Source organism: Vibrio sp. LaRot3, from assembly GCF_027587025.1.
In the GTDB taxonomy this organism is placed as follows: domain Bacteria; phylum Pseudomonadota; class Gammaproteobacteria; order Enterobacterales; family Vibrionaceae; genus Vibrio.
The window spans coordinates 39969-62867 of sequence record NZ_JAPPTI010000016.1 but is presented as its reverse complement, the minus strand read 5'-3'; the positions used below and the strand labels follow the sequence as shown (position 1 = coordinate 62867).

Sequence of the window (22899 nt, the reverse complement as noted above, 5' to 3'; positions counted from 1 at the left end):
ATCGTTGGTTAAAATTGTAATGTCATTTTGAACAAATGATTTTTTATCTTCTAATTTATTTACTTTATCTTCGTGAACTTTAATTTTACTAGAGTATTTATTTATAACTGTTTTTTTACCATCTTGTTTATGTTTTGGAATATAAGTTCTTTTCCCGTCAATCATAAACCAATTATTTGGATCATTTTTACCTGTGAAAGTTAGATTGTATTTTTTCTCTAATTTTTGCGCTGATTTTTCCATTTTACGACCTGATTGGACTTGTCTTTGATACTTGCCCTCATCATCGTGAAAGCCTCTGACAACGTGGAAATGGGTCTTACCTGAGTCGGTCTGAGGAAACAGCATAAAAGGAGTTTCATTAAACTTTGAATCGTAGAGTTCACAAGCTTCAAGGGCAAGTTTTTGAAGTTCTTCAAGCGAATATTTTTCATCGTCTGCCTCTGAAAAAGAGATCATTGAATGTTCATATAAGTAGGATTGTCGAGAGTTCTTAGATAGCTTTGAGTTAGCCTCAACAGACATAACAAAACTGTCTTTTAATCGTTTATATTCGTCTCTATCGTTAACGTCCAAACAAAAGCCACAATTCGACTCAACACCTATGAGCCTTGGATTTTCTGGACTGTTCAAACCTTTTTTATCGACTGAATTATATCTAACTGTTCCGTGTAATCCCCTTAATGTTTTACCTTCGTGTAGAACTCTGAATACTGCCATTTATAACCTCTTTTTTAATATCTTTACATTCTTTGTTAAATACCTTTTTGCGTTGATTAAAACCAAATGATTCTGTTGAAATTCTTTAATTTCTTCTAAAGATAAACTATTTTGTTGATTTGCAATTTTTGCTATTTGATTTAAGTTTGTAGAATGTTTAATTAAATTGTTCATTAGTTTCAAACAATGACCATCTTCATCAATGTATACCTTTTTTACTTCTGTTCCGTTCTGGGACATATAAGCCAATATAGTTTCTTCAAAACTTTTAAAATCTCCAAGTTCTTTTAATTCTTCCAAATGTGTTTTTGTTTCTGTTGAAAGTCTTAAATGTAAACTTGTTTTGTTAGGATCTCGTTTTTCTTTTTTCATTTCGCACCTCGTTATTAATTTTGTTTTTTATTTCTAATTCTTCTTTATCGTTTGAATTTATCAGCATAATTATTACTTCAAGATGTTTTAATTTAGATGGTAGATATTCTTTTTCATACATAGTTTCTTTCATGTTTTTCTCCAAATGTAATGCGGATTCTTTTAAATTAAATAGTCGATAAACCAAATGATAATGCGGTAGAGACTGTTTGATTCAAATAGAGCTTTAAGCGAATATTTGCATATTTATCGTTAGATAAATCAAGTAAGTGGGTTCCCCACTTCCTACTTGCAATATGACCTTATATAACTGTTTTATCACTTGTTTCTAGATTGTCAAAAATCATTCATTAAATGGATACTTGCCTATTGACACATAGCAAATTGGCGCATATCATTTCGTGACAGTCACGAAGAAGGCGCTACAGTATGGCAATGACAGATGCGGAGAGACAACGGAAACGCAGAGCAAAACTAAAGGCTGAAGCAAAAAAACTAATTGAGGTTAGAGGCTCTAACGGAGAGTTTGATGAACGCCTACGAGTAGCCCTATCTATTAGAAAGTTAGCCCTTACAAATCAACTTTCTGATGACGTTGTCAAATTAATAGTGAAAACTTCTGAAGATGTTTTCCCCACTAAAGATCTATCAACAAAAAAGTATATAAACAAATTAGTATTAGATTATCTAACAAAGGAATGAAAATGAAAAACACGTCAGTTTTTGATAAAGATATAAACCCAGTTTTAGAAATTGCTTCTGATGAAGACTTAGAAGCTTTAGTCGATTATCTTAAGACAAAGCTATCAGAGACCTTAACCATTCATGAATCTTATAAACTACACGAACCATCTCATTCTGAATATGCAGATTTAATAGCAAAAGAAGTCAGAGATATGGGTGGTAACTCGTTCGCTAACGTATTTAGAGGTGGTGAAGGCCCTAGCTATCACGAAATGGTTTGTGACGTAGCAAAAAAAATTAAAGCACCTTTTAACAAAGATAAAAGCATTGAAGATATTGAGAATGCAATCTTGGAAACAATCCTCACTAAAGCTTTAGATGAAATGTCTGATGAAGATAAACAAAAGCTGATGGATGAAATGGGAGCAAAAGGCGGCTTAGGTAAAGGAGGAATAGCTACATCTGCATTTATTGCTATTTTTAGATCTGGTGGATTTTATTCTTACCAATTGACACTCATTATTGCCAATCAAATTGCAAGGTTAATTCTTGGAAGAGGCTTGATGCTTGCAACTAATGCTACCTTAATGAGAACAGCTTCTATCTTAACTGGCCCTATTGGGTGGGCAATTACAGGCTTGTGGACCGCCGTTGATATAGCAGGCCCTGCTTATAAAGTTACAATACCGTGTGTAATTCATGTAGCAATGCTTAGAAAAAAACTTAACGCCCTACAGTGTGACAAATGTGACGCTATGCTTCCTGATACAACAATGAAATTTTGCCCAGAGTGTGGGAATAAAGTAGCAGCATAATACAAATGGAATAGAGGTCTCACCTCTATTCCTGTTTTTAACTCATAGCACTGTGATTCGTTTAGCGGGGAACTCAAACCGAGAGTTAATGATCGCACTGCGAACCCGATCGCGAGACTCTTTCACCGTCGTTTCTGGCAATCCAACCAACGCAAAGCCCGGCATACCATTACTAATATGAACTTCAACCGTCACTAACGGCGCTTCAACACCAATCGATGCCCGACTGTATACAACTGCTAATCCCATTTAAGCCCCACTGACTGATTTGATACGGTGAATCAATAAAAACGGCCATTTCTATAGCGCCATTGTTATATTGCTTGGGGATTTGCTGAAAGAATGTGAAAAAAGAATGAGTTTTTGCTTGTCATTTAACGGATATATGTGATACCACTAGAGACGCAAACAATTTCGTATCAAATTACGTAAACACAACAGACAAAAAATATATATGAATTTAAACGCCCGCTTTCACGCACTGATTGCCCTGATTATCGTGGTCATTATTGACTCGCGCGGGGTGTAGTGGGCGAAAACAAACCACAGAATAACAAAAACCCCCGCACTGGAAAGTCCGGGGGTTTTTTACAATTTGCAGGCTAGATTCATCGCGTTGAGTAGATTTGATCACTAAGACAGACAAAATTATAACTTTCCCTTCAAGTGCCGTTACTTGTCGGGAGTTGCTCTAAAGCAATAGAGCAAACAGGAAGGATGGGAGCGCACATGAAGTGCAACACAACAAAGGACAGCTACATCGGTAGCACAGGAGGCGGTCAATGACAGGAGCAGAATTGGTCGTTGCCGCATTAAAGCAACAAGGGATTAAAACCGTATTTGGTTACCCGGGTGGAGCCATCATGCCCATCTATGACGCCCTATACGATGGTGGCGTAGAACACATACTGTGTCGCCACGAGCAAGGCGCAGCGATGGCCGCTATCGGCATGGCGCGTTCTACTCAAGAAGTAGCCGTCTGCATGGCGACATCAGGCCCAGGCGCAACCAACTTGGTGACTGGCCTTGCCGATGCATTTATGGACTCTGTGCCATTAGTCGCCATCACTGGCCAAGTCGCCAGCTCTCATATCGGTACTGACGCATTCCAAGAAATGGATGTGATCGGCATGTCACTCTCTTGTACCAAACACAGCTACCTAGTCACAGACCCAGAAGATCTCGCGCCAACACTCGCAGAGGCTTTTGAAGTGGCGCAAACCGGTCGCCCCGGCCCTGTTATCGTTGATATCGCCAAAGATGTTCAACTTGCTCCAGCGCCAGTGACGGTACTTCCTCCATTTACGCCTCCAGCGATGCCCGTTGCCTCCGCTGAAGACATCACCCTTGCGCAACAATTACTGGATAACAGCTCCCGTCCAGTACTGTACGTCGGTGGTGGTGTGCAGTTAGGTAAAGCCACCGACGCTGTTCGTGAGTTTTTGCGTTTAAACCCAATGCCAGCAGTTAGCACTTTAAAAGGCCTTGGTACCATTGAGCGCCATGACCCTCACTACTTAGGCATGCTCGGTATGCACGGCACCAAAGCTGCCAACTTAGTCGTACAAGAATGTGATTTGCTGATTGCTGTTGGTGCGCGCTTTGATGACCGAGTGACTGGTAAGCTTGACACCTTTGCTCCAAGCGCAAAGGTCATTCACATCGATATCGATGCCGCAGAGATCCACAAACTACGCCAAGCAAACGCTCCTGTGCGCGGTGAGATTCCGGTAGTCCTTCCTCAACTTGAGCTTTCTAGAGACATCACGCCATGGGTACGTCATAGCGAAAGTTTACGCAGCGGATTCAAATGGCGTTACGACCACCCGGGCGAGCTTATCTACGCACCGGGGTTACTTAAGCAACTGTCTGACTTAATGCCTGATAGCTCCATTGTTTCTACTGACGTTGGTCAGCATCAAATGTGGGCGGCACAACATATTCAGCCACGCGAACCACAAAACTTCATTACCTCTGCGGGTCTCGGCACTATGGGCTTTGGCTTGCCAGCCGCGATGGGGGCAGCTGTCGCTCGCCCTGATGACCAGTCTATCCTTATTACAGGTGATGGCTCGTTCATGATGAACGTTCAGGAACTTGGCACGCTTAAGCGTCGCCAAATTCCAGTCAAAATCGTGCTGTTAAACAACCAACGTTTAGGCATGGTTCGCCAGTGGCAATCACTGTTTTTCGATGGTCGTCATAGTGAAACCATTTTGGATGATAACCCTGACTTTATTACCTTGGCGAAAGCGTTCGATATTCCGGGTAAAACCATCACCACCAAAGAGGAAGTTGAACCAGCACTCAAAGAGATGCTAGCCAGCAAGACCTCATACCTACTTCATGTATTGATTGATGAAGAAGAAAACGTATGGCCACTTGTACCACCCGGTGCGTCAAACAGTGACATGTTGGAGAACACTTAAAATGGAAAGATATCTACTCGACATCAAAGCGGACGATAAACCGGTATTGTTAGAGCGTGTTCTGCGTGTCATTCGCCATCGCGGTTTTATCATCAAACAGGTCGCTGCGACGCAAAATCATGAAAGCAAAGTCGCTAGCGTTGAGATCATCGTCGATAGCGACCGCCCGATTTCGTTTCTCACCAATCAAATTGAAAAATTATGGGATGTTCGCAAGGTAGCCGTTACCCAAATCGCGAACGACCAATTACCCAACAACAATTTACAACAAAAAATTTGTGCATAAGGAAGGCAATACAATGGCAACAAAAACTGCAGACTATATTTGGTTTAACGGTGAAATGGTTCCTTGGGCAGAAGCGAACGTTCACGTACTGACTCACGCAATGCACTACGGTACATCTGTGTTTGAAGGGGTACGCTGTTACAACACGCCAAAAGGCCCGATTGTCTTCCGTCACCGCGAGCACGCACAACGACTCAAAGATTCCGCAAAAATTTACCGCTTCCCTATTCCTTACTCTGTTGAGGAGATCATGGAAGCGACCCGCGAAACTCTGCGCCAGAACAAACTCGATAATGCGTACATTCGCCCACTGGGCTTTGTGGGTAATGTAGGGCTCGGTGTATGCCCACCAGCAGATACCGAAATGGAGCTCATCATTGCCGCTTTCCCTTGGGGTTCTTACCTTGGTGAAGAAGCGCTAGAAAATGGCGTTGATGCAATGATTTCTAGCTGGAACCGCGCCGCACCTAACACTATCCCAACCGCAGCTAAAGCGGGTGGTAACTACCTTTCTTCTCTATTAGTGGGCGGTGAAGCTCGTCGCCACGGCTACGATGAAGGCATTGCACTCAGCGTTGATGGTTACCTATCAGAAGGTGCCGGTGAAAACATCTTTGTCATCAAAGATGGCGTTATCACGACGCCTCCTGCGACCAGCGCAATCCTGCCGGGTATTACTCGTGATTCCATCATGACGCTAGCGCGCGAAATGGGTTATGAAGTACGTGAAGCAAACATTGCTCGTGAAGCACTGTACCTTGCGGATGAAGTATTCATGACGGGTACAGCAGCAGAAGTCGTACCGGTAAGTACAGTAGATAAAATTGAAGTGGGCAGCGGTAAGCGCGGCCCAATCACCAAAGCGGTTCAAGAGGCATACTTCGGTCTGTTTAATGGCACCACAGAAGACAAATGGGGTTGGTTAGATTACGTCTACCCTGAAAAACAGAACTCAGCCAAGTAGTAGAGGAACTTAATATGCCTAAATACAGATCGGCCACCACCACCCACGGCCGTAACATGGCGGGTGCGCGCGCATTATGGCGAGCAACAGGTGTAAAGGAAGAAGATTTCGGTAAGCCTATCATTGCTGTTGTGAACTCATTTACCCAATTTGTACCGGGCCACGTGCATTTAAAAGACATGGGTCAACTGGTTGCGGGTGAAATTGAAAAAGCTGGCGGTATTGCCAAAGAATTCAACACGATTGCAGTTGATGATGGCATCGCGATGGGTCACGGTGGCATGCTTTACTCGCTACCATCACGTGAGCTAATTGCTGACTCAGTAGAGTACATGGTCAATGCCCACTGTGCTGATGCCATGGTATGTATCTCCAACTGCGACAAAATCACACCGGGAATGATGATGGCGGCGATGCGCCTTAACATTCCGGTTATCTTTGTGTCAGGTGGCCCAATGGAAGCGGGGAAAACCAAGCTTTCTGACCAACTGATCAAGCTCGACCTCGTTGATGCCATGATTCAAGGAGCTGACCCAACCGTATCTGATGAACAAAGCCAACAAGTAGAACGCTCTGCATGTCCAACTTGTGGTTCATGTTCAGGGATGTTTACCGCCAACTCAATGAACTGTTTAACCGAAGCGCTTGGTCTGTCTCAGCCGGGTAACGGCTCAATGCTAGCAACGCACGCCGATCGTGAGCAACTGTTCATCAATGCCGGTAAGCGCATTGTTGAACTCACCAAACGTTACTACCAACAAGATGATGAATCAGCCCTGCCACGCAACATTGCTTGCCGCGCTTCTTTCGAGAATGCGATGGCACTGGATATTGCCATGGGCGGGTCAAGTAACACGGTGCTTCACTTATTGGCAGCCGCTCAAGAAGGTGACATCGATTTCAACATGACAGATATCGACGAGATGTCTCGCCGCGTACCACACCTTTGTAAAGTTGCACCATCAACCCAGAAATACCACATGGAAGATGTACACCGTGCAGGTGGTGTCATGGCCATTCTTGGTGAACTTGATCGCGCAGGTCTTATCAATGGTGAAACCCATACCGTACTTGGTATGACCATGCAGCAACAGCTCGCTGAATACGACATCATGCAAACAGACAACCCTGACGTATTGCAGTTTTTCCGCGCAGGCCCTGCTGGCATTCGAACCACTAAAGCTTTCTCACAAGATTGTCGCTGGGATCGCTTAGATGATGACCGTGAGAATGGTTGTATTCGTAAACGCGAACATGCCTTTAGTCAAGAAGGTGGCCTAGCGGTACTTTCAGGTAATATCGCCGTTGATGGCTGTATCGTAAAAACGGCCGGGGTAGATGAAGAAAACCTAACCTTCCAAGGCCCTGCAATTGTATTTGAAAGCCAAGATACCGCGGTTGAAGGCATTCTTGGTGGCAAAGTAAAAGCAGGCGAAGTGGTCGTGATTCGTTACGAAGGGCCAAAAGGTGGCCCGGGCATGCAAGAAATGCTCTACCCAACCACTTACCTGAAATCGATGGGGCTTGGTAAAGCTTGTGCGCTGTTAACTGATGGTCGCTTCTCTGGTGGTACATCGGGCCTATCAATCGGTCATACCTCACCAGAAGCAGCAAGTGGCGGTACAATTGGTTTAGTAAAAGACGGCGACATCATCACAATTGATATTCCTAACCGTTCGATCACCTTAGATGTACCTGAAGAGGAATTAGCTGCACGTCGTGCTAAACAAGATGAGTTAGGCTGGAAACCTGCCAACCGTCAACGTGAAGTTTCTTTTGCACTAAAAGCGTATGCAAGCATGGCAACCAGTGCCGATAAAGGCGCGGTGCGCGATAAGTCTATCCTTGAGGGCTAGCCCATGAGTGATGCTAATTCACAACCCAAACAATCTGGCGCAGATTATCTGCGTCAGGTTCTACGCGCCCCTGTCTATGAAGTCGCGACGGTCACTCCACTGCAAGAGATGCCTCGCCTTTCAGAACGGATTGGTAACTCAGTACAAATCAAACGTGAAGACCGCCAGCCTGTTCACTCGTTCAAGTTACGCGGTGCATACAACATGGTCGCTAGCCTAACAGAGCAGCAAAAAGCCGCAGGTGTTATTGCTGCTTCTGCCGGTAACCACGCTCAGGGCATGGCGCTGTCTGGCACAAAATTGGGTATCAAAACGACTATCGTGATGCCGAAAACCACACCCGATATCAAAGTCGACGCGGTGCGAGGCTTTGGTGGTAATGTGGTCTTGCACGGCAGCAACTTTGATGAAGCCAAAGCAGAAGCCGAACGTCTATCCGCGCTTCATGGTTACACCTTCGTGCCTCCTTTTGACCACCCATTAGTGATCGCAGGCCAAGGAACAATTGGCATGGAGATGTTGCAGCAAAACGGTCATCTCGATTACATCTTTGTTCCTGTCGGTGGCGGCGGCCTAGCCGCTGGTGTCGCGGTATTAGTTAAACAGCTAATGCCTGAAATCAAAGTGATTGCCGTTGAACCAGAAGACTCTGCTTGCCTAAAAGCGGCATTAGATGCGGGAGAGCCAGTGGTGCTTGACCAAGTCAGTATGTTTGCAGATGGTGTGGCGGTTAAACGCATTGGTGAAGAGACCTTCCGTCTTTGTCAGCAATACATTGATGGCCATATCAGCGTTTCAAGTGATGAAATCTGCGCCGCTGTGAAAGATATCTTTGAAGACACCCGAGCGATCGCTGAACCGTCAGGCGCTTTGGCGCTAGCAGGATTGAAGAAATATGCCGATCAACAGCAACTTCAAGGTAAACAATTAGGCACGGTACTTTCAGGTGCCAACACCAACTTCCATGGCCTACGTTATGTTTCTGAACGATGTGAACTTGGTGAGAAGCGTGAAGGTTTACTGGCCGTGACGATTCCTGAACGTCAAGGTGCGTTCTTTGAGTTCTGTAACATCATTGGTGGCCGAGCCGTAACAGAGTTTAACTATCGCTACAACGATGACTCACTGGCGAACATTTTTGTTGGTGTACGTCTCAATGGCGGCCAAGAAGAACTGGATAATATCATTCAAGATCTTCGCGCTGGCGGTTACCCAGTGGTTGACCTCTCAGATGATGAAATGGCGAAACTACACGTTCGCTACATGATTGGTGGTAAGCCATCTAAACCACTCAAAGAAAGACTCTATAGTTTTGAGTTTCCAGAATATCCGGGCGCATTACTTAAGTTCTTAAGTACACTCGGAACGCATTGGAACATCAGCTTATTTAACTATCGCAACCACGGCGCAGATTATGGCCGCGTATTGTGTGGTTTTGAGCTAGACGACAGCGACTTAACCCGCTTCTCTGCTCACTTGCGCGAACTGGGTTATCAATGCAAAGACGAAACCGATAATCCTTCCTACCAGTTCTTTTTGTCTTAATCTTCGTATAAAAGCCAGTCGATTGACTGGCTTTGTTCTATTCTCAATAAGTTAGCTAAACACTCCATGCGCTTAACGCATAAACAAAATGATAAAGTTTCATTTCAGTCATAGACAAAACACGACTAAACTAACCCTAATTTAATTGCTGCATACATGCGGAGATATCTAATGTTTAACGCTCTGATCCTAAATCAAGAAGACAAACGCACTCTAGCGACCATCGAGCAAATCGAAGAAGAACAACTGCCAGAAGGCGACGTACTGATTGATGTCGATTACTCTTCTCTGAACTACAAAGATGGCCTAGCTATTACAGGTAAAGGTAAAATCATCCGTAACTTCCCTATGGTTCCGGGCATTGACCTAGCTGGTACAGTCGTCAGTTCTGAAGATGGTCGTTACCAAGCGGGTGACAAAGTGGTATTGACTGGTTGGGGCGTTGGTGAAAACCATTGGGGTGGCATGGCACAACGTGCGCGTCTAAAAGCAGATTGGTTAGTACCACTACCTAAAGGTCTAGACAGCAAGAAAGCGATGATGGTCGGTACAGCAGGCTTTACTGCCATGCTTTGTGTTCAAGCCCTTTTAGATGCTGGCGTAAAACCAGAAGCAGGTGAAGTTCTTGTTACTGGCGCAAGTGGCGGCGTTGGCTCAGTAGCAGTATCACTACTTTCAGCTCTAAGCTACAAAGTTGCAGCGGTAACAGGTCGCATAGAACAGAACGGCCCACTACTAGAGAAGCTTGGTGCAAGCCGCATCATTGACCGTGCGGAGTTTGAAGAGCCAGCTCGCCCGCTTGAGAAACAAGTATGGGCAGGTGCAGTGGATACTGTAGGCAGCAAAGTACTAGCAAAAGTTCTCGCTCAAATGGATTACAACAGTGCAGTGGCAGCATGTGGCCTAGCAGGCGGCTTTGATCTACCAACCACTGTAATGCCATTCATTCTGCGTAACGTTCGCCTACAGGGTGTTGATTCTGTTTCATGCCCAACAGAGAAACGTATTGCTGCCTGGGAAAAGCTGGTTGAACTACTACCAGAGAGCTACTTTGAACAGGCGTGTACAGAAGTGGCACTAGAAGAAGCACCGAAATACGCAGAAGACATCACTAATGGCCAAGTAACAGGCCGAGTAGTGATCAAACTATAATCGATAGCGTATTGAGTTAGATTAAGAGCCAGCAATGCTGGCTCTTTTGTTATCTGAATGATTTAGAATTACACGCTACTCTAATCCCATATCTTCAATACGTTTGGCAATCAGGCGGCTACATTCTTCTTTCACAATGCCTCTCAACCATTCTTGGGCTGGAGAGTGCTCACAGCGCGCATGCCAAATCATCGAATAATCAAAAGGCGTAAACTGGAATGGTAATGGCTTAACCACCAAATCATAACGCTCTGATACCAAATACGCTAAATCGGCTGGCACAGTAATAATCAGCGGCATGGTATCGACAATCGCGAGCGCCGCTTCTAAATGATACGCGCGTAACACCATCTTACGTTTAGGCTGGTCGACCAAGGCTTGCTCAATCAGCGCTTTTACGCCATCACTGATTGCAATCATCGCATGGGGATAACTCAGGTAATCCGCCAAGTTCATCTCTTTATCCGCTAAAGGATGTTGTTTCGATAGCAAACAAAATACGCCAACTCGACCTAAGTTTTCACTGCGTAATGGATCAACAGGACCGGTAGGGCGACAAATGGCTAAATCAGCGCCTTCGTAGGTAAGTTGATCGGCTAAGCGGTCATGTTGCAAAGGTAAAAAGTTAAACGATACATTGGGCGCTTCTTGATAAATACGAGGCAGCGCAAATGGCAAGATGGTTTGCATCGCATAGTCAGTGGTCGCAATCGTGAATGTTTGGTCGCAGCTTTGTGGGTCAAACTCCATTGGCGCTAACAACTGACGCAGAGACTCTAGTGGCTCACCTAATGCTGCATCAATTTCTAGCGCTTTTTCAGTTGGAATAAGTTGCTGCCCTTGCCGAGTAAACAAAGGATCATCAAGTAACGTCCTTAAACGTCCTAGCACACGACTCATGGCTGACTGACTCAAATTGAGACGAGTTGCCGCCTTGCTAACACTGCTTTCTTCAATCAGCACGCGCAGTGCGACTAACAAATTCAAATCTCGACGATAGATGTCTTCTAGTTCCACTTTAGCGACCCACTCAACATGATTAGACTAAGTGTATGCTTTAGGGAAAAAAAAATCCCGCCTTTCGGCGGGGAAGCCCAAGAAAACTGGGGATAGTGTCGGAATAGAGTTTTGGCGGAATTAGTAGCTACTATCTTGTGTCGGTTAGTCAGCACTCTTTAGAAGAAGATTCTTGCCACTGGCGTATTTCAAGCCAAATCCCTACAATTGTGGCTGCAACGCCAACTAATGGCATCAAAGAACCTTCCGTTGATGAACGTGTGACAAGAGTGCACAAAGCAATAAAACAAAGAACGGAATAAATAGAAAGCCTATCGAGCGTGGTTAGCATTCCAGTTCCTTTTTATTTTTGTTACCAGCTTGTTAATTAAATTAAAACAAAATGATCCTTTTGCCAAGTGATTATTGAATATTTTTTCTTCACTAGTATTATCTACCGCCTAAATCGAGCAACACAGATATGACCATGACAATGAATTCAGAGCAGGTAACACATACCCTAGAGGCAGAAGGATTACGCTGCCCGGAGCCCGTAATGATGGTCAGGAAGACAATTCGCAACATGCAAGATGGTGAAGTGCTGTTAGTTAAAGCAGATGACCCATCAACCACTCGAGATATCCCAAGCTTTTGTCGCTTTATGGATCACCAATTAATTGATGCACAAACGGATCAACTGCCTTATCAGTACCTAATTAAAAAAGGCTTAAGCTAAGCAATTCTAGTGGATTAGCAGATAGCAAAACGGCTGCCCGTGGCAGCCGTTTTTGTTTGTTCTGTTATCAATTACTCATCATACTCAAGAGTGCGAATTTCAGATTGCAGCTTGTTGATCTGCTTTTGCATCGAACGCATCTCCTGATGCATCGGAATAATATGTGCAACGCGAATCCAAGATTCTACCGTCAATCCAGCTAAGATAATCGCTCCTGCTACCATAGGTAGCCACATATCTGTCAGCACCATTCCGAGTAATGTAAGCGCCAAGCCAAATGTGAACAAATAGCTCTGACTTTTTGGGGTCATCCCCATGTAACGTGTCAGCATAATGTTGCCCTCCGCCACTGTTGTTATGATTAAAGTAGCATGACAATTGTGACACTAATATGTCAGCGGTCACGCATTTCACCGAATTTACTTAAGAGTTTGAACAAACTCACTTTTCTTATTTCGACACCCGATTATCAGGTATAAAAAAGACCCTAATCTAAGATTAGAGCCTTTTAGGTTTATATGTTGAGCTTTTGTAAGCTAATGAATTAGCTACGTGGTTTTAGGTCTAGCACGTGTAATAGGCGTTCTGGTGTGCCTTCCCAAACCATTGGACGACCTTTTGGATTATCCTCTGTCCACCAGCCTGTAAAGCGAGTGGTGTTGTATTGATAGAAGTTAGGTCCTGACAATACAGGCACCGTCACTTGGTTTTCGGCAATCAGCTTCTGAATGTCATGAGCAATGTTTTGCTGCTCTTGGCTATCCGCTGTTTTGTAAAAACTATCAAGCAAGCTATCTAGCTTAGTATTCTTCCAGTGGTGCATCGCAAAGCGCGGCATACCTTCAGACGCTTGTAGGCGCGAGTGGTAACCACTATCCCAGTATTTGTGCGGAGTTGGACCATGGAAGTAGTTGGTGTAAGCGATATCGTAATCCGCACCTAGCATGCTCTTATTGTAGATAGAGAAATCAGGTGTACGCGCTTTCACTTTAATACCGACTTCAAGCAACTGCTCAGAAGCCAGCATGACTGTGTTGTTGAAGTCAGTCCAACCTTGAGGCGATTGAATGCTTAGCTCAAACTTCTCACCAGATGGCGATTCAACAAAACCGTCATTATCAATATCTTTATAACCCGCCTCTGCCAATAGCGCTTTCGCTTTCTCTGGTGAGTAAGTCATAAATGGTTTGTACTGATTGTGAACAGCTTCATCAGACCAAGTTTCAAACGCATAGCCTAGACCAGACGCAAAGTCGTTTAATACCGCGTTGCCGTAGTTCGCAATATCAATCAGAGTTTGACGGTCAATCGCCATTGAGAAGGCACGACGGAAATTAATGTCGTTCAGTACTTCATGTTTCACTTTGTCTTTTGATGCGTAGTTAAACATAAATGCCTGAGTTCCCGCTGGTGGATACCAGTAACCGTGGTTCTTCGAGGCTTTAAGATAGGTCTGATCAATATCAGGAATGAATGAGCCCGCCCAGTCGATGCGAGAGTTCATCAACTCACCCAACACTTGGTCATTGTGGTTCATTTGAGGCACACGCAGACAATCTACATCAAGATTATCATTGTCCCAGTAGTTCGGGTTACGACATTGAAGGAATAGCGTAGAAGTAAACTTAGGCAGCTCAGTAAATGGCCCTGTTCCCACTGGATTCGGGTTCATAAATGCCGCAGGGTCTTCAACTGACTTCCATTGATGCTCAGGCACAACCGGAACTTGCGCGATTTCATAACCAATATTGGTGTTCACTTTATCTAAGTTGAAACGCACTTTGTAAGGACCTAGCTTTTCAACCGACTTCACTTTGCTATTGATCCCGCGATCATCAATATTTGGGTTTTTACGCACCAAATCAAACGTGAATACCACATCATCTGCGTCGAACGTTTCACCATCAGACCAAGTCACGCCTTCACGCAAATCAAACGTAATACTCAGCAGGTCTTCACTTAGCGCAAAACCTGTCGCCAAACGATACTCAGGCACATTGCCTTTAAGCTCGTTGAAAATCACCAATGGCTCAAAGATAAAGTCTCGAGCGGTATGCAGACGAGACACAGCATAAGGGTTGAAGTTACGAATAAGCGATGGGTTGTGGTTTGGGATGATTGTCAGCTGAGACATCTTATCTAAATCAGCTGCCACAACCGAACTTGCAGAAAACGCGATTGCTGATGCAACCACGGTAGATAAAAGCGTTGTTTTCATAGCGATACCTTATGAATAAAATCGCATAGAAAATAACGAGATTAATTTACGACATCAATATGACGAAAATCTAATAAAAAACATGGCGTTGCAGGTTTATTGCAAAATTTTGCTGTTTGATAATTGAACAACAACTTTGGTCATCAAATTGAGGAATATTTGAGCACTAAGTCATCTATTTCTGTCGAGTTTGATGAAAGATTACAACAAATCGCACTTACTCGAATTAGACACAATTCTGATTAAAATGCGACCAGATTAAAATATCCACCTGACCGCACGTCATTCATTATCAATGATAAGGCAAATTTAAGAGAAGAACGCTGCACCAATGGCTAACGCAACGAAGATGGCGCAAGTTATTTTACGAATGAGAGCTAAAGGCAATCTCTCAGCCGAGAAGTTACCCATCAACACCACGGGTACGTTCGCCACCATCATACCAAGCGTCGTTCCTATCACGACCAATGCCAAAGCATCCGCATATTGCGCGCCGATAATCGAAGTCGCAATTTGCGTTTTATCGCCGATCTCTGCGATGAAAAAAGCCATAAAACTGGTCAAGAAGGCACTTTTACCTGAGTAGGTTTCATTTTCATCAATTTTGTCTGGTACTAATACCCATACAGCCATCGCTAAAAAGCTGGCTGCGATACCCCATTTGAGGATTTCTGGAGAAACATGATCAGCCACTACTACCCCCAACCATGCCGCTAAAGCATGATTGGCCAGTGTTGCCAATAAGATGGCCAAAATAATTGGCACGGGTTTACGAAAGCGACTGGCTAACAGCAAAGACAACAGTTGGGTTTTATCCCCGATCTCGGCTATCGCTACAGTCGTTAAAGATATAGCTAGAACGCTCACAACATTGCTCATATTAGGGCGGGGATTATTATTATTTTTCCAAAGACAAATCCCACTCCCCACCCTGGTTTGTGATGATTTGTCTAAGGTCTTGCTAAACCCATCATGGGATGATGAGTCTCGAACGCCATGGTGATTTGGCACCAAGTATGTTGACGAACGAACGTTTCAACAAGGTTGTTGAATGAGTAAGCTACTCCCCAAAGACGGCGCAATTCTAATCAGTAAAATAATGAGTTGCAAGCCGAGAAACCTAAGCCTAAAGCCGTTATCAGACTCACTTAACGGCAGTTTTGGTAGAAAATTTTGTCTTTAGAGCAAACTAAACGCTTTTGCCTATGAAATAAGCAAGATTCCCTCTACTACCACGCACGATATCTCGGTATACTTGATCGTTATTTTCATTAAATTCATTTAGAAGAATCGCGCGAAGCAGGCTATGCAAAAATACGATATCAAAACCTTCCAGGGAATGATCCTCGCGCTGCAGGATTATTGGGCACAAAACGGTTGTACCATCGTTCAACCTCTAGATATGGAAGTAGGTGCGGGTACCTCTCACCCAATGACATGTTTACGTGCACTTGGCCCAGAGCCAATGTCTACGGCATACGTTCAACCTTCTCGTCGTCCGACCGATGGTCGTTACGGTGAAAACCCGAACCGTCTGCAGCACTATTATCAATTCCAAGTAGCTCTAAAACCATCTCCAGACAACATTCAGGAGTTGTACCTAGGCTCACTTGAAGTGCTTGGTATCGACCCACTTGTTCACGACATTCGTTTCGTTGAAGACAACTGGGAAAACCCAACTCTAGGCGCTTGGGGTCTAGGCTGGGAAGTATGGCTAAACGGCATGGAAGTAACTCAGTTTACTTACTTCCAACAAGTCGGCGGCCTTGAGTGTAAGCCAGTAACAGGTGAAATCACTTACGGTATCGAACGTCTAGCAATGTACATCCAAGAAGTAGACTCTGTTTACGATCTTGTATGGAACGTAGCACCAGACGGCAGCAACGTGACTTACGGTGATATCTTCCACCAAAACGAAGTGGAGCAATCAACCTACAACTTCGAGCACGCTGACGTAGATTTCTTATTTAGCTTCTTTGACCAATGTGAAAAAGAATCTAAAGAGCTACTAGAGCTAGAAAAACCTCTACCTCTGCCAGCTTACGAGCGCATTCTTAAAGCAGCACACGCATTCAACCTTCTTGATGCGCGTAAAGCTATCTCTGTTACAGAGCGCCAACGTTACATCCTTCGTATTCGTAACCTAACTAAAGCGGTTGCAGAAGCGTACTACGCATCTCGTGAAGCACTTGGCTTCCCAATGTGTAAGAAACAAGGCGAGGAGAAGTAATCATGGCAAAAGAATTTCTAATTGAGCTAGGTACTGAAGAGCTACCACCAACGCAACTTCGTACGCTAGCAGAAGCTTTCGCAGCAAACTTCGAAGCAGAGCTTAAAGGCGCAGACCTAGCACACGAAGGTGTGAAATGGTACGCGGCTCCTCGTCGTCTAGCACTTAAGGTTGCTGGTCTTGCTGAAGGTCAAGCTGACAAAGTAGTTGAAAAGCGTGGTCCTGCGGTTTCTGTGGCATTCGATGCTGACGGTAACGCGACTAAAGCAGCTCAAGGTTGGGCTCGTGGTAACGGCATCACAGTTGAGCAAGCTGACCGTCTAGTAACAGACAAAGGCGAATGGCTTCTTTTCAAACAAGAAGTAAAAGGCCAAGCAACGACTGAAATCGTTGTTGAGCTAGCAGCAAAGGCACTGGGTAACCTACCAATCGCGAAACCAATGCGTTGGGGTAACAAGACAACTCAGTTCATTCGCCCAGTTAAGACTCTTACCATGCTAATGGGTTCTGACCTGATTGAAGGTGAGATCCTAGGTGTGGCATCTGACCGCACTATCCGTGGTCACCGCTTTATGGGTGAGCAAGAGTTCACTATCGATTCTGCAGAGCAATACCCAGCGATCCTAGAAGAGCGCGGTAAGGTAATGGCAGATTACGAAGCACGTAAAGCGATCATCCTTGCTGATTCTCAAAAGGCAGCGGAAGCGGTTGGCGGTATTGCTGACCTAGAAGATGACCTAGTTGAAGAAGTAACCTCTCTGGTTGAATGGCCAGTCGTTCTTACTGCGAAGTTTGAAGAAGAGTTCCTAAAAGTGCCTTCTGAAGCTCTGGTTTACACCATGAAAGGTGACCAAAAATACTTCCCAGTGTATGACGAAAACAAGAAGCTACTGCCTAACTTCATCTTCGTTTCTAACATCGAATCAAAAGAGCCTCGATACGTAATCGAAGGTAATGAGAAGGTTGTACGTCCACGTCTAGCGGATGCAGAATTCTTCTTCAACACTGACCGTAAGCGTCCTCTTATCGACCGTCTACCTGAACTAGAACAAGCTATCTTCCAGAAACAGCTTGGTACTATCAAAGACAAAACAGACCGCATCACAGAGCTTGCTGGCTACATCGCTGAGCAAATCGACGCTGACGTTGAAAAGTCTAAGCGTGCGGGTCTTCTAGCCAAGTGTGACCTAATGACATCGATGGTATTTGAATTTACAGATACTCAAGGCGTAATGGGCATGCACTACGCAACTCACGATGGTGAAGACGAGCAAGTTGCACTGGCACTTTACGAGCAATACATGCCTCGTTTCGCGGGTGACGACCTACCAAGCACGGGGATCTCATCTGCTGTTGCAATGGCTGACAAGCTAGATACGATTGTTGGTATCTTCGGTATTGGTCAAGCACCTAAGGGCTCTGACCCATTCGCACTTCGTCGTGCGTCGCTAGGTGTACTACGTATCATCGTAGAAAACGGCTACAGCCTAGACCTAACAGACCTAATCGCAAAAGCTCAGTCTCTGTTCGGCGATAAGCTGACTAACGCGAACGTTGCAAACGACGTTATCGACTTCATGCTTGGTCGCTTCAACGCATGGTACAAAGACGAAGGCTTCAGCGTGGATATCATCCAAGCTGTACTGGCTAACCGTCCAACGAAACCAGCAGACTTCGACCAGCGCGTGAAAGCGGTATCTCACTTCCGTGAGCTAGAAGCAGCAGAAGCCCTAGCCGCAGCGAACAAGCGTGTAGGTAACATCCTAGCGAAATTCGACGGCGAACTAGCAGCAGAAATCGACCTTGCTCTTCTACAAGAAGACGCAGAGAAGACGCTAGCAGAAAGCGTTGAAGTGATGACTGAAGCTCTAGAGCCTGCATTTGCGACAGGTAACTACCAAGAAGCACTAAGCAAGCTAGCTGACCTACGTGAGCCAGTAGATGCATTCTTCGATAACGTAATGGTAATGGCTGACGACGAAGCTCTGAAGAAGAACCGTCTAACGCTACTGAACAACCTGCGTAACCTATTCCTACAGATTGCTGACATTTCACTACTGCAAAAATAAGCAGCATTGAAATGAAATAGAACGAAGGGGAAACCAGTCATGGTTTCCCTTTTTTATTGCCGACTCAAAAGCAGATGAATTTATAAATCGATTTGTGAACTAGGCAAAGTTTTGTAGCAGGAGAAATGGTCATATCACTCGGATTGTAGAGGGTCAGGTTTGTTATAACTGAGGCGTTTATTCGGGGGAAGGACACAATGAAGAAAACCATATTAGCGCTCTCTATCAGCCTACTTAGCGCTTGTAGCCAGTTTGAAAGCAATACACCAGATAACGCCATTCTACTCACGATTGGAGACCATACCGCTCAATTTCAGGCCAATGAGCAAGGCTTACTCATTGCAGAGCAAATGCTTGAAAAAGGCCAATATTCGGTTGCTATCGCAGATAACCAAAACAGCTGTGGCAGTCGCTATGCACTCGCAGACACTGGGCGAATTAAGTTCAACCAGCCGCTTAAAATGGATAACTGCACTGACAATCCAGCGATGCCATTACGCATATATAAATCGAGCACTTACCAATTTACTCTCAATCCCGATAGTAATGAACTCACTGTCACGGCAAAGTCCAAACAACCACAAGTTGTTCAATATGCTTGCCCTGTTGCCACTGAGGTGGCTAAAACCATCAATGTCTCTAAGACCTTCACCGATGGGACAGTGATTCAAGATGCCCTATCAGGACAACAAGCCATCGTCGAAAATGGCTCGATAACTCTGCAACCCGCACCAATGAGCCAAGGATTGTTATTACTCGAACCAGTAAACCACCCCATCGAACCACCATTTAGTTGGGATAACGCTACGGTCTACTTTGTGATGACCGATCGTTTCTACAACGGCAATCCAAACAATGACCAAAGCTACGGCCGCAGCAAAGATGGCGAACACGAAATCGGCACATTCCATGGCGGCGATCTAGCCGGCTTAACCCAAAAACTCGACTACATCGAATCTCTCGGCGTCAACGCAATTTGGATAACCTCACCGCTTGAGCAAATCCATGGCTGGGTTGGTGGGGGCAGTAATGGCGATTTCAAACATTATGGTTACCACGGCTATTACCATCAAGATTGGACCAAATTAGACGCCAACATGGGTACCGAAAATGAACTCAAAACCTTCATTGATACTGCTCATAGCAAGGGGATCCGTGTCATTTGGGATGTAGTGATGAATCACACCGGTTATGCCACCTTAGCGGATATGCAGGAATTTAGTTTCGGCGAGCTCTATCTTGATGACCAAGAAGCCAAACAGGTTTTAGGTGAAAAATGGACTGATTGGACACCCAAGCAAGGCCAAAACTGGCACAGCTTTAACGACTACATCAAATACAACGATGGCGAAGCATGGGACAAATGGTGGGGTAAAGATTGGCTGAGAACCGATATCGGCGACTATGATGCGCCGGGCTATAACGATATCACTATGTCGCTAAGCTTCTTACCGGATCTCAAAACTGAGTCGAATCAAAAAACCGGATTACCAAACTTCTACCGCAATAAAGAAACCAATGCGCAAGAGAGTGAGCAAACACCACGCCAACACCTAATCACTTGGCTATCTGATTGGGTACTTGAGTATGGTATTGATGGCTTTCGCGTCGACACCGCCAAACATGTTGAGATGCAAGCATGGGCTGAGCTGAAAGCTAGCGCCAATCAAGCACTGGCAGAATGGAAGCAAAACAACCCAGATAAAGCCTTAGATGACCTGCCCTTTTGGATGACTGGCGAAGTGTGGGCACACAGCGTGGTAAAGAGCCCATACTTTGATAACGGCTTCGATTCGGTTATTAACTTTGAGTTCCAAACCGACATCGCGCCGAAAGCACTCAAATGTTTTGCCCAACTGGATAAAGAGTATGCTCGTTACGCTGAACGCATTAACCAAGATCCTGAGTTTAACGTGCTGAGCTACCTTTCATCACACGACACTCAGCTCTTTTGGTCTCGCAGCCAAAGCATCGACAACCAAGCTCGTGCAGCAAATGCCCTAATGCTTGCTCCGGGTACGGTGCAGATATTTTACGGAGATGAAATTGCACGGGATGTGAGTTTTGCCGGTTCTGATGGCCACCAAGGTACCCGCTCCGATATGCCATGGGAGCAGATTACAGGAGAGAGGCAAGCGCTATTGCAACATTGGCAAAAGCTCGGAGAGTTCCGCCAGCGTCATCCTGCCATCGCTCAAGGCAAACATATTACTCGCCATCAACAAGGCTATTACGCATTCGAGCGTCAATATCAAGATGACAAGGTGTTAGTGGTTTATACCGGAGAGTAACGCCAAATTACCTAAGGGAAGCTTCGGCTTCCCTACTCTTTTTACCCCACCAGCATTTGATACTGTTATATCAGCGCTGTTTTAAATCACTTTTAACAACCCTGCTTATAACCAGAGAAAAGCACTTTTATCTATTATTCGATGAATTTGTGCTTTGCGTCTCATAGCCATTGCGGTATGTTCAAGGATTATTCGATTCGTCAGCCAAGCCCTGACGTGGACTAACACGAAGCAAACGCAATGAATTAGGTTTAACGACAGATGCAGTTCTCTCAATTTGGTGAAAAATTTAATCAGTACTCGGGTATTACCCAACTTATGGATGATTTGAATGATGGATTACGCACGCCGGGTGCCATCATGCTCGGAGGAGGCAACCCTGCCGCCATACCAGCCATGCTCGATTACTTTCACCAAGCCAGCGAGACAATGCTCGCCAATGGCGAACTGGTCGCTGCACTTGCCAACTATGATGGCCCACAAGGCAAAGACAGCTTTGTAAAAGCACTCGCTCGATTGTTCCAAGAAGCTTACGGTTGGGAAATCAGTGAAAAGAACATCAGTTTAACCAATGGCAGCCAAAGTGGTTTTTTCTACCTATTCAATCTACTTGCAGGTAAACAGCCAGATGGATCACTTAAAAAAATTCTTCTGCCTTTAGCACCAGAATACATTGGGTATGGGGATGCGGGCATTGATGAGAATATCTTCATCTCTTACCACCCTGAAATCGAGCTATTAGAAAACGGACTATTTAAATACCATGTCGATTTTGAGCAATTAAAAGTCGATGATTCGGTCGCTGCGATCTGCGCATCACGCCCAACCAACCCAACGGGCAATGTGCTGACAGATGAAGAGATTCAAAAGCTCGATAAGCTCGCGCGTGACAACAATATCCCATTAATTATCGATAACGCGTATGGTCTGCCTTTTCCAAACATCATCTTCGAAGATGTGAAACCGTTTTGGAATGACAACACCATCCTTTGCATGAGTCTATCTAAGCTCGGCCTTCCTGGTGTGCGCTGTGGAATTGTTATCGCCAATGAAGAAGTCACCCAAGCGATGACCAATATGAATGGTATTATTAGCTTAGCACCGGGGAGCTTAGGCCCTGCTATGGCTAATCATATGATTGAGCAAGGTGACTTACTCAAACTTAGTGAAAACACCATCAAACCGTTTTACCAAAACAAATCACTGCGTGCTGTCGAACTCTTACAACAAGCAATACCCGATTCACGATTTCGTATTCATAAGCCTGAGGGCGCGATTTTCTTATGGTTATGGTTTGATGAACTGCCAATCACCACCATGGAGCTGTATAAACGCCTAAAAGCAAGAGGCGTACTGATTGTTCCGGGTGAATATTTCTTTATCGGCCAAGAAGACGAATGGGATCACGCCCATCAATGCCTGCGTATGAACTACGTTCAAGATGACGACAAAATGAAAGCAGGCATTGCTGTTATAGCCGAAGAAGTGAAGAAGGCTTATCTAGAGCAATAAAAAAAGAGCGAGCCATTTCTTGGC

21 protein-coding genes and 1 pseudogene are annotated in these 22899 nt (G+C 44.9%); 13 read left to right on the top strand and 9 right to left on the bottom strand.

The window, feature by feature from the left end; genetic code table 11:
- From OH461_RS18900 to OH461_RS18890, 3 genes are all read right to left on the bottom strand, one after another.
- The coding region (locus OH461_RS18900) for a relaxase/mobilization nuclease domain-containing protein (RefSeq protein WP_443088480.1) at nt 1–720 on the bottom strand (720 nt) is incomplete at its 3' end.
- Nucleotides 721–1092 carry a hypothetical protein gene (locus OH461_RS18895; RefSeq protein ID WP_270022095.1) on the bottom strand — a complete coding sequence of 124 codons (372 nt, stop codon included), beginning with the start codon at nt 1090–1092 and terminating at the stop codon, nt 721–723. It abuts the gene before it with no gap.
- A complete protein-coding gene (locus OH461_RS18890; protein ID WP_270022094.1) occupies nt 1067–1225 on the bottom strand; it encodes a hypothetical protein in 159 nt (52 codons plus the stop codon). The genes OH461_RS18895 and OH461_RS18890 overlap by 26 nt, the downstream gene beginning before the upstream one ends.
- Nucleotides 1226–1521: 296 nt before the next feature.
- Between OH461_RS18890 and OH461_RS18885 the strand changes: the two genes are divergently transcribed.
- Entirely contained in the window at nt 1522–1794 is a 273-nt protein-coding gene (locus tag OH461_RS18885) for a hypothetical protein (protein ID WP_270022093.1), read from the top strand.
- A gap of 2 nt (nt 1795–1796) precedes the next feature.
- Nucleotides 1797–2591 (top strand): ubiquinol-cytochrome C chaperone family protein, encoded by a 795-nt coding sequence (locus tag OH461_RS18880; RefSeq protein ID WP_270022092.1) that lies wholly within the window; start codon nt 1797–1799, stop codon nt 2589–2591.
- Between the two features lie 48 nt (nt 2592–2639).
- Here the strand turns inward: OH461_RS18880 and OH461_RS18875 are convergent.
- A pseudogene (locus OH461_RS18875) lies at nt 2640–2840 on the bottom strand (magnesium chelatase domain-containing protein); the annotation flags it as partial.
- A gap of 533 nt (nt 2841–3373) precedes the next feature.
- Between OH461_RS18875 and ilvG the strand changes: the two are divergent.
- The 6 genes from ilvG to acuI all read left to right on the top strand — a co-directional run bounded on the left by ilvG (nt 3374) and on the right by acuI (nt 10823).
- Nucleotides 3374–5020 (top strand): acetolactate synthase 2 catalytic subunit, encoded by a 1647-nt coding sequence (ilvG, locus tag OH461_RS18870; protein ID WP_270022091.1) that lies wholly within the window; start codon nt 3374–3376, stop codon nt 5018–5020.
- Nucleotide 5021: 1 nt separating this feature from the next.
- Entirely contained in the window at nt 5022–5306 is a 285-nt protein-coding gene (ilvM, locus tag OH461_RS18865; RefSeq protein ID WP_260261626.1) for an acetolactate synthase 2 small subunit, read from the top strand.
- 13 nt (nt 5307–5319) lie between these two features.
- A complete protein-coding gene (ilvE, locus tag OH461_RS18860; RefSeq protein WP_270022090.1) occupies nt 5320–6270 on the top strand; it encodes a branched-chain-amino-acid transaminase in 951 nt (316 codons plus the stop codon).
- Between the two features lie 14 nt (nt 6271–6284).
- Nucleotides 6285–8126, top strand: a complete 1842-nt coding sequence (gene ilvD, locus OH461_RS18855; protein WP_270022089.1) for a dihydroxy-acid dehydratase — start codon at nt 6285–6287, stop codon at nt 8124–8126.
- Between the two features lie 3 nt (nt 8127–8129).
- Entirely contained in the window at nt 8130–9671 is a 1542-nt protein-coding gene (ilvA, locus tag OH461_RS18850; protein WP_270022088.1) for a threonine ammonia-lyase, biosynthetic, read from the top strand.
- 171 nt (nt 9672–9842) lie between these two features.
- A complete protein-coding gene (acuI, locus tag OH461_RS18845) occupies nt 9843–10823 on the top strand; it encodes an acrylyl-CoA reductase (NADPH) (RefSeq protein WP_270022087.1) in 981 nt (326 codons plus the stop codon).
- A 75-nt stretch (nt 10824–10898) separates the two neighbouring features.
- Here the strand turns inward: acuI and OH461_RS18840 are convergent, their stop codons facing one another.
- Nucleotides 10899–11840, bottom strand: coding sequence for a LysR family transcriptional regulator (locus OH461_RS18840; protein WP_270022086.1), 942 nt, complete (start codon nt 11838–11840; stop codon nt 10899–10901).
- 148 nt (nt 11841–11988) lie between these two features.
- Nucleotides 11989–12171, bottom strand: a complete 183-nt coding sequence (locus OH461_RS18835; protein ID WP_270022085.1) for a hypothetical protein — start codon at nt 12169–12171, stop codon at nt 11989–11991.
- Between the two features lie 135 nt (nt 12172–12306).
- Here OH461_RS18835 and tusA point away from each other — a divergent pair, with 135 nt between their 5' ends.
- On the top strand, nt 12307–12555 hold the full coding sequence (tusA, locus tag OH461_RS18830; protein ID WP_270022084.1) for a sulfurtransferase TusA: 249 nt from the start codon (nt 12307–12309) through the stop codon (nt 12553–12555).
- Between the two features lie 71 nt (nt 12556–12626).
- Here the strand turns inward: tusA and OH461_RS18825 are convergent, their stop codons facing one another.
- The 3 genes from OH461_RS18825 to OH461_RS18815 all read right to left on the bottom strand — a co-directional run bounded on the left by OH461_RS18825 (nt 12627) and on the right by OH461_RS18815 (nt 15640).
- Complete coding sequence (locus OH461_RS18825) at nt 12627–12887, bottom strand: hypothetical protein (RefSeq protein WP_270022083.1); 261 nt, start codon at nt 12885–12887, stop codon at nt 12627–12629.
- Between the two features lie 212 nt (nt 12888–13099).
- Nucleotides 13100–14773 (bottom strand): ABC transporter substrate-binding protein, encoded by a 1674-nt coding sequence (locus tag OH461_RS18820; RefSeq protein ID WP_270022082.1) that lies wholly within the window; start codon nt 14771–14773, stop codon nt 13100–13102.
- Nucleotides 14774–15082: 309 nt separating this feature from the next.
- Nucleotides 15083–15640 (bottom strand): TMEM165/GDT1 family protein, encoded by a 558-nt coding sequence (locus OH461_RS18815; RefSeq protein WP_270022081.1) that lies wholly within the window; start codon nt 15638–15640, stop codon nt 15083–15085.
- Nucleotides 15641–16079: 439 nt separating this feature from the next.
- On the opposite strand from OH461_RS18815, the gene glyQ reads away from it, so the two are divergent.
- The 4 genes from glyQ to OH461_RS18795 all read left to right on the top strand — a co-directional run bounded on the left by glyQ (nt 16080) and on the right by OH461_RS18795 (nt 22875).
- Entirely contained in the window at nt 16080–17003 is a 924-nt protein-coding gene (gene glyQ / locus OH461_RS18810) for a glycine--tRNA ligase subunit alpha (RefSeq protein ID WP_270022080.1), read from the top strand.
- A gap of 2 nt (nt 17004–17005) precedes the next feature.
- Nucleotides 17006–19072, top strand: a complete 2067-nt coding sequence (gene glyS / locus OH461_RS18805; protein WP_270022079.1) for a glycine--tRNA ligase subunit beta — start codon at nt 17006–17008, stop codon at nt 19070–19072.
- A gap of 197 nt (nt 19073–19269) precedes the next feature.
- Entirely contained in the window at nt 19270–21363 is a 2094-nt protein-coding gene (locus OH461_RS18800) for an alpha-amylase (RefSeq protein ID WP_270022078.1), read from the top strand.
- A gap of 261 nt (nt 21364–21624) precedes the next feature.
- Nucleotides 21625–22875 (top strand): valine--pyruvate transaminase, encoded by a 1251-nt coding sequence (locus OH461_RS18795; protein ID WP_270022077.1) that lies wholly within the window; start codon nt 21625–21627, stop codon nt 22873–22875.
- The last annotated feature ends 24 nt before the right edge of the window (nt 22876–22899 follow it).

Excerpts from the sequence above, each read along its gene's own strand:
- tusA (WP_270022084.1), top strand. The coding sequence starts at position 12,307 with ATGACAATGAATTCAGAGCAGGTAACACATACCCTAGAGGCAGAAGGA.
- OH461_RS18825 (WP_270022083.1), bottom strand. The coding sequence starts at position 12,887 with ATGCTGACACGTTACATGGGGATGACCCCAAAAAGTCAGAGCTATTTG.
- glyQ (WP_270022080.1), top strand. The coding sequence starts at position 16,080 with ATGCAAAAATACGATATCAAAACCTTCCAGGGAATGATCCTCGCGCTG.
- glyS (WP_270022079.1), top strand. The coding sequence starts at position 17,006 with ATGGCAAAAGAATTTCTAATTGAGCTAGGTACTGAAGAGCTACCACCA.
- OH461_RS18880 (WP_270022092.1), top strand. The coding sequence starts at position 1,797 with ATGAAAAACACGTCAGTTTTTGATAAAGATATAAACCCAGTTTTAGAA.
- ilvE (WP_270022090.1), top strand. The coding sequence starts at position 5,320 with ATGGCAACAAAAACTGCAGACTATATTTGGTTTAACGGTGAAATGGTT.
- OH461_RS18800 (WP_270022078.1), top strand. The coding sequence starts at position 19,270 with ATGAAGAAAACCATATTAGCGCTCTCTATCAGCCTACTTAGCGCTTGT.
- OH461_RS18835 (WP_270022085.1), bottom strand. The coding sequence starts at position 12,171 with ATGCTAACCACGCTCGATAGGCTTTCTATTTATTCCGTTCTTTGTTTT.
- OH461_RS18820 (WP_270022082.1), bottom strand. The coding sequence starts at position 14,773 with ATGAAAACAACGCTTTTATCTACCGTGGTTGCATCAGCAATCGCGTTT.
- ilvD (WP_270022089.1), top strand. The coding sequence starts at position 6,285 with ATGCCTAAATACAGATCGGCCACCACCACCCACGGCCGTAACATGGCG.
- acuI (WP_270022087.1), top strand. The coding sequence starts at position 9,843 with ATGTTTAACGCTCTGATCCTAAATCAAGAAGACAAACGCACTCTAGCG.
- ilvM (WP_260261626.1), top strand. The coding sequence starts at position 5,022 with ATGGAAAGATATCTACTCGACATCAAAGCGGACGATAAACCGGTATTG.
- OH461_RS18890 (WP_270022094.1), bottom strand. The coding sequence starts at position 1,225 with ATGAAAGAAACTATGTATGAAAAAGAATATCTACCATCTAAATTAAAA.
- OH461_RS18795 (WP_270022077.1), top strand. The coding sequence starts at position 21,625 with ATGCAGTTCTCTCAATTTGGTGAAAAATTTAATCAGTACTCGGGTATT.
- OH461_RS18895 (WP_270022095.1), bottom strand. The coding sequence starts at position 1,092 with ATGAAAAAAGAAAAACGAGATCCTAACAAAACAAGTTTACATTTAAGA.
- ilvA (WP_270022088.1), top strand. The coding sequence starts at position 8,130 with ATGAGTGATGCTAATTCACAACCCAAACAATCTGGCGCAGATTATCTG.
- OH461_RS18885 (WP_270022093.1), top strand. The coding sequence starts at position 1,522 with ATGGCAATGACAGATGCGGAGAGACAACGGAAACGCAGAGCAAAACTA.
- ilvG (WP_270022091.1), top strand. The coding sequence starts at position 3,374 with ATGACAGGAGCAGAATTGGTCGTTGCCGCATTAAAGCAACAAGGGATT.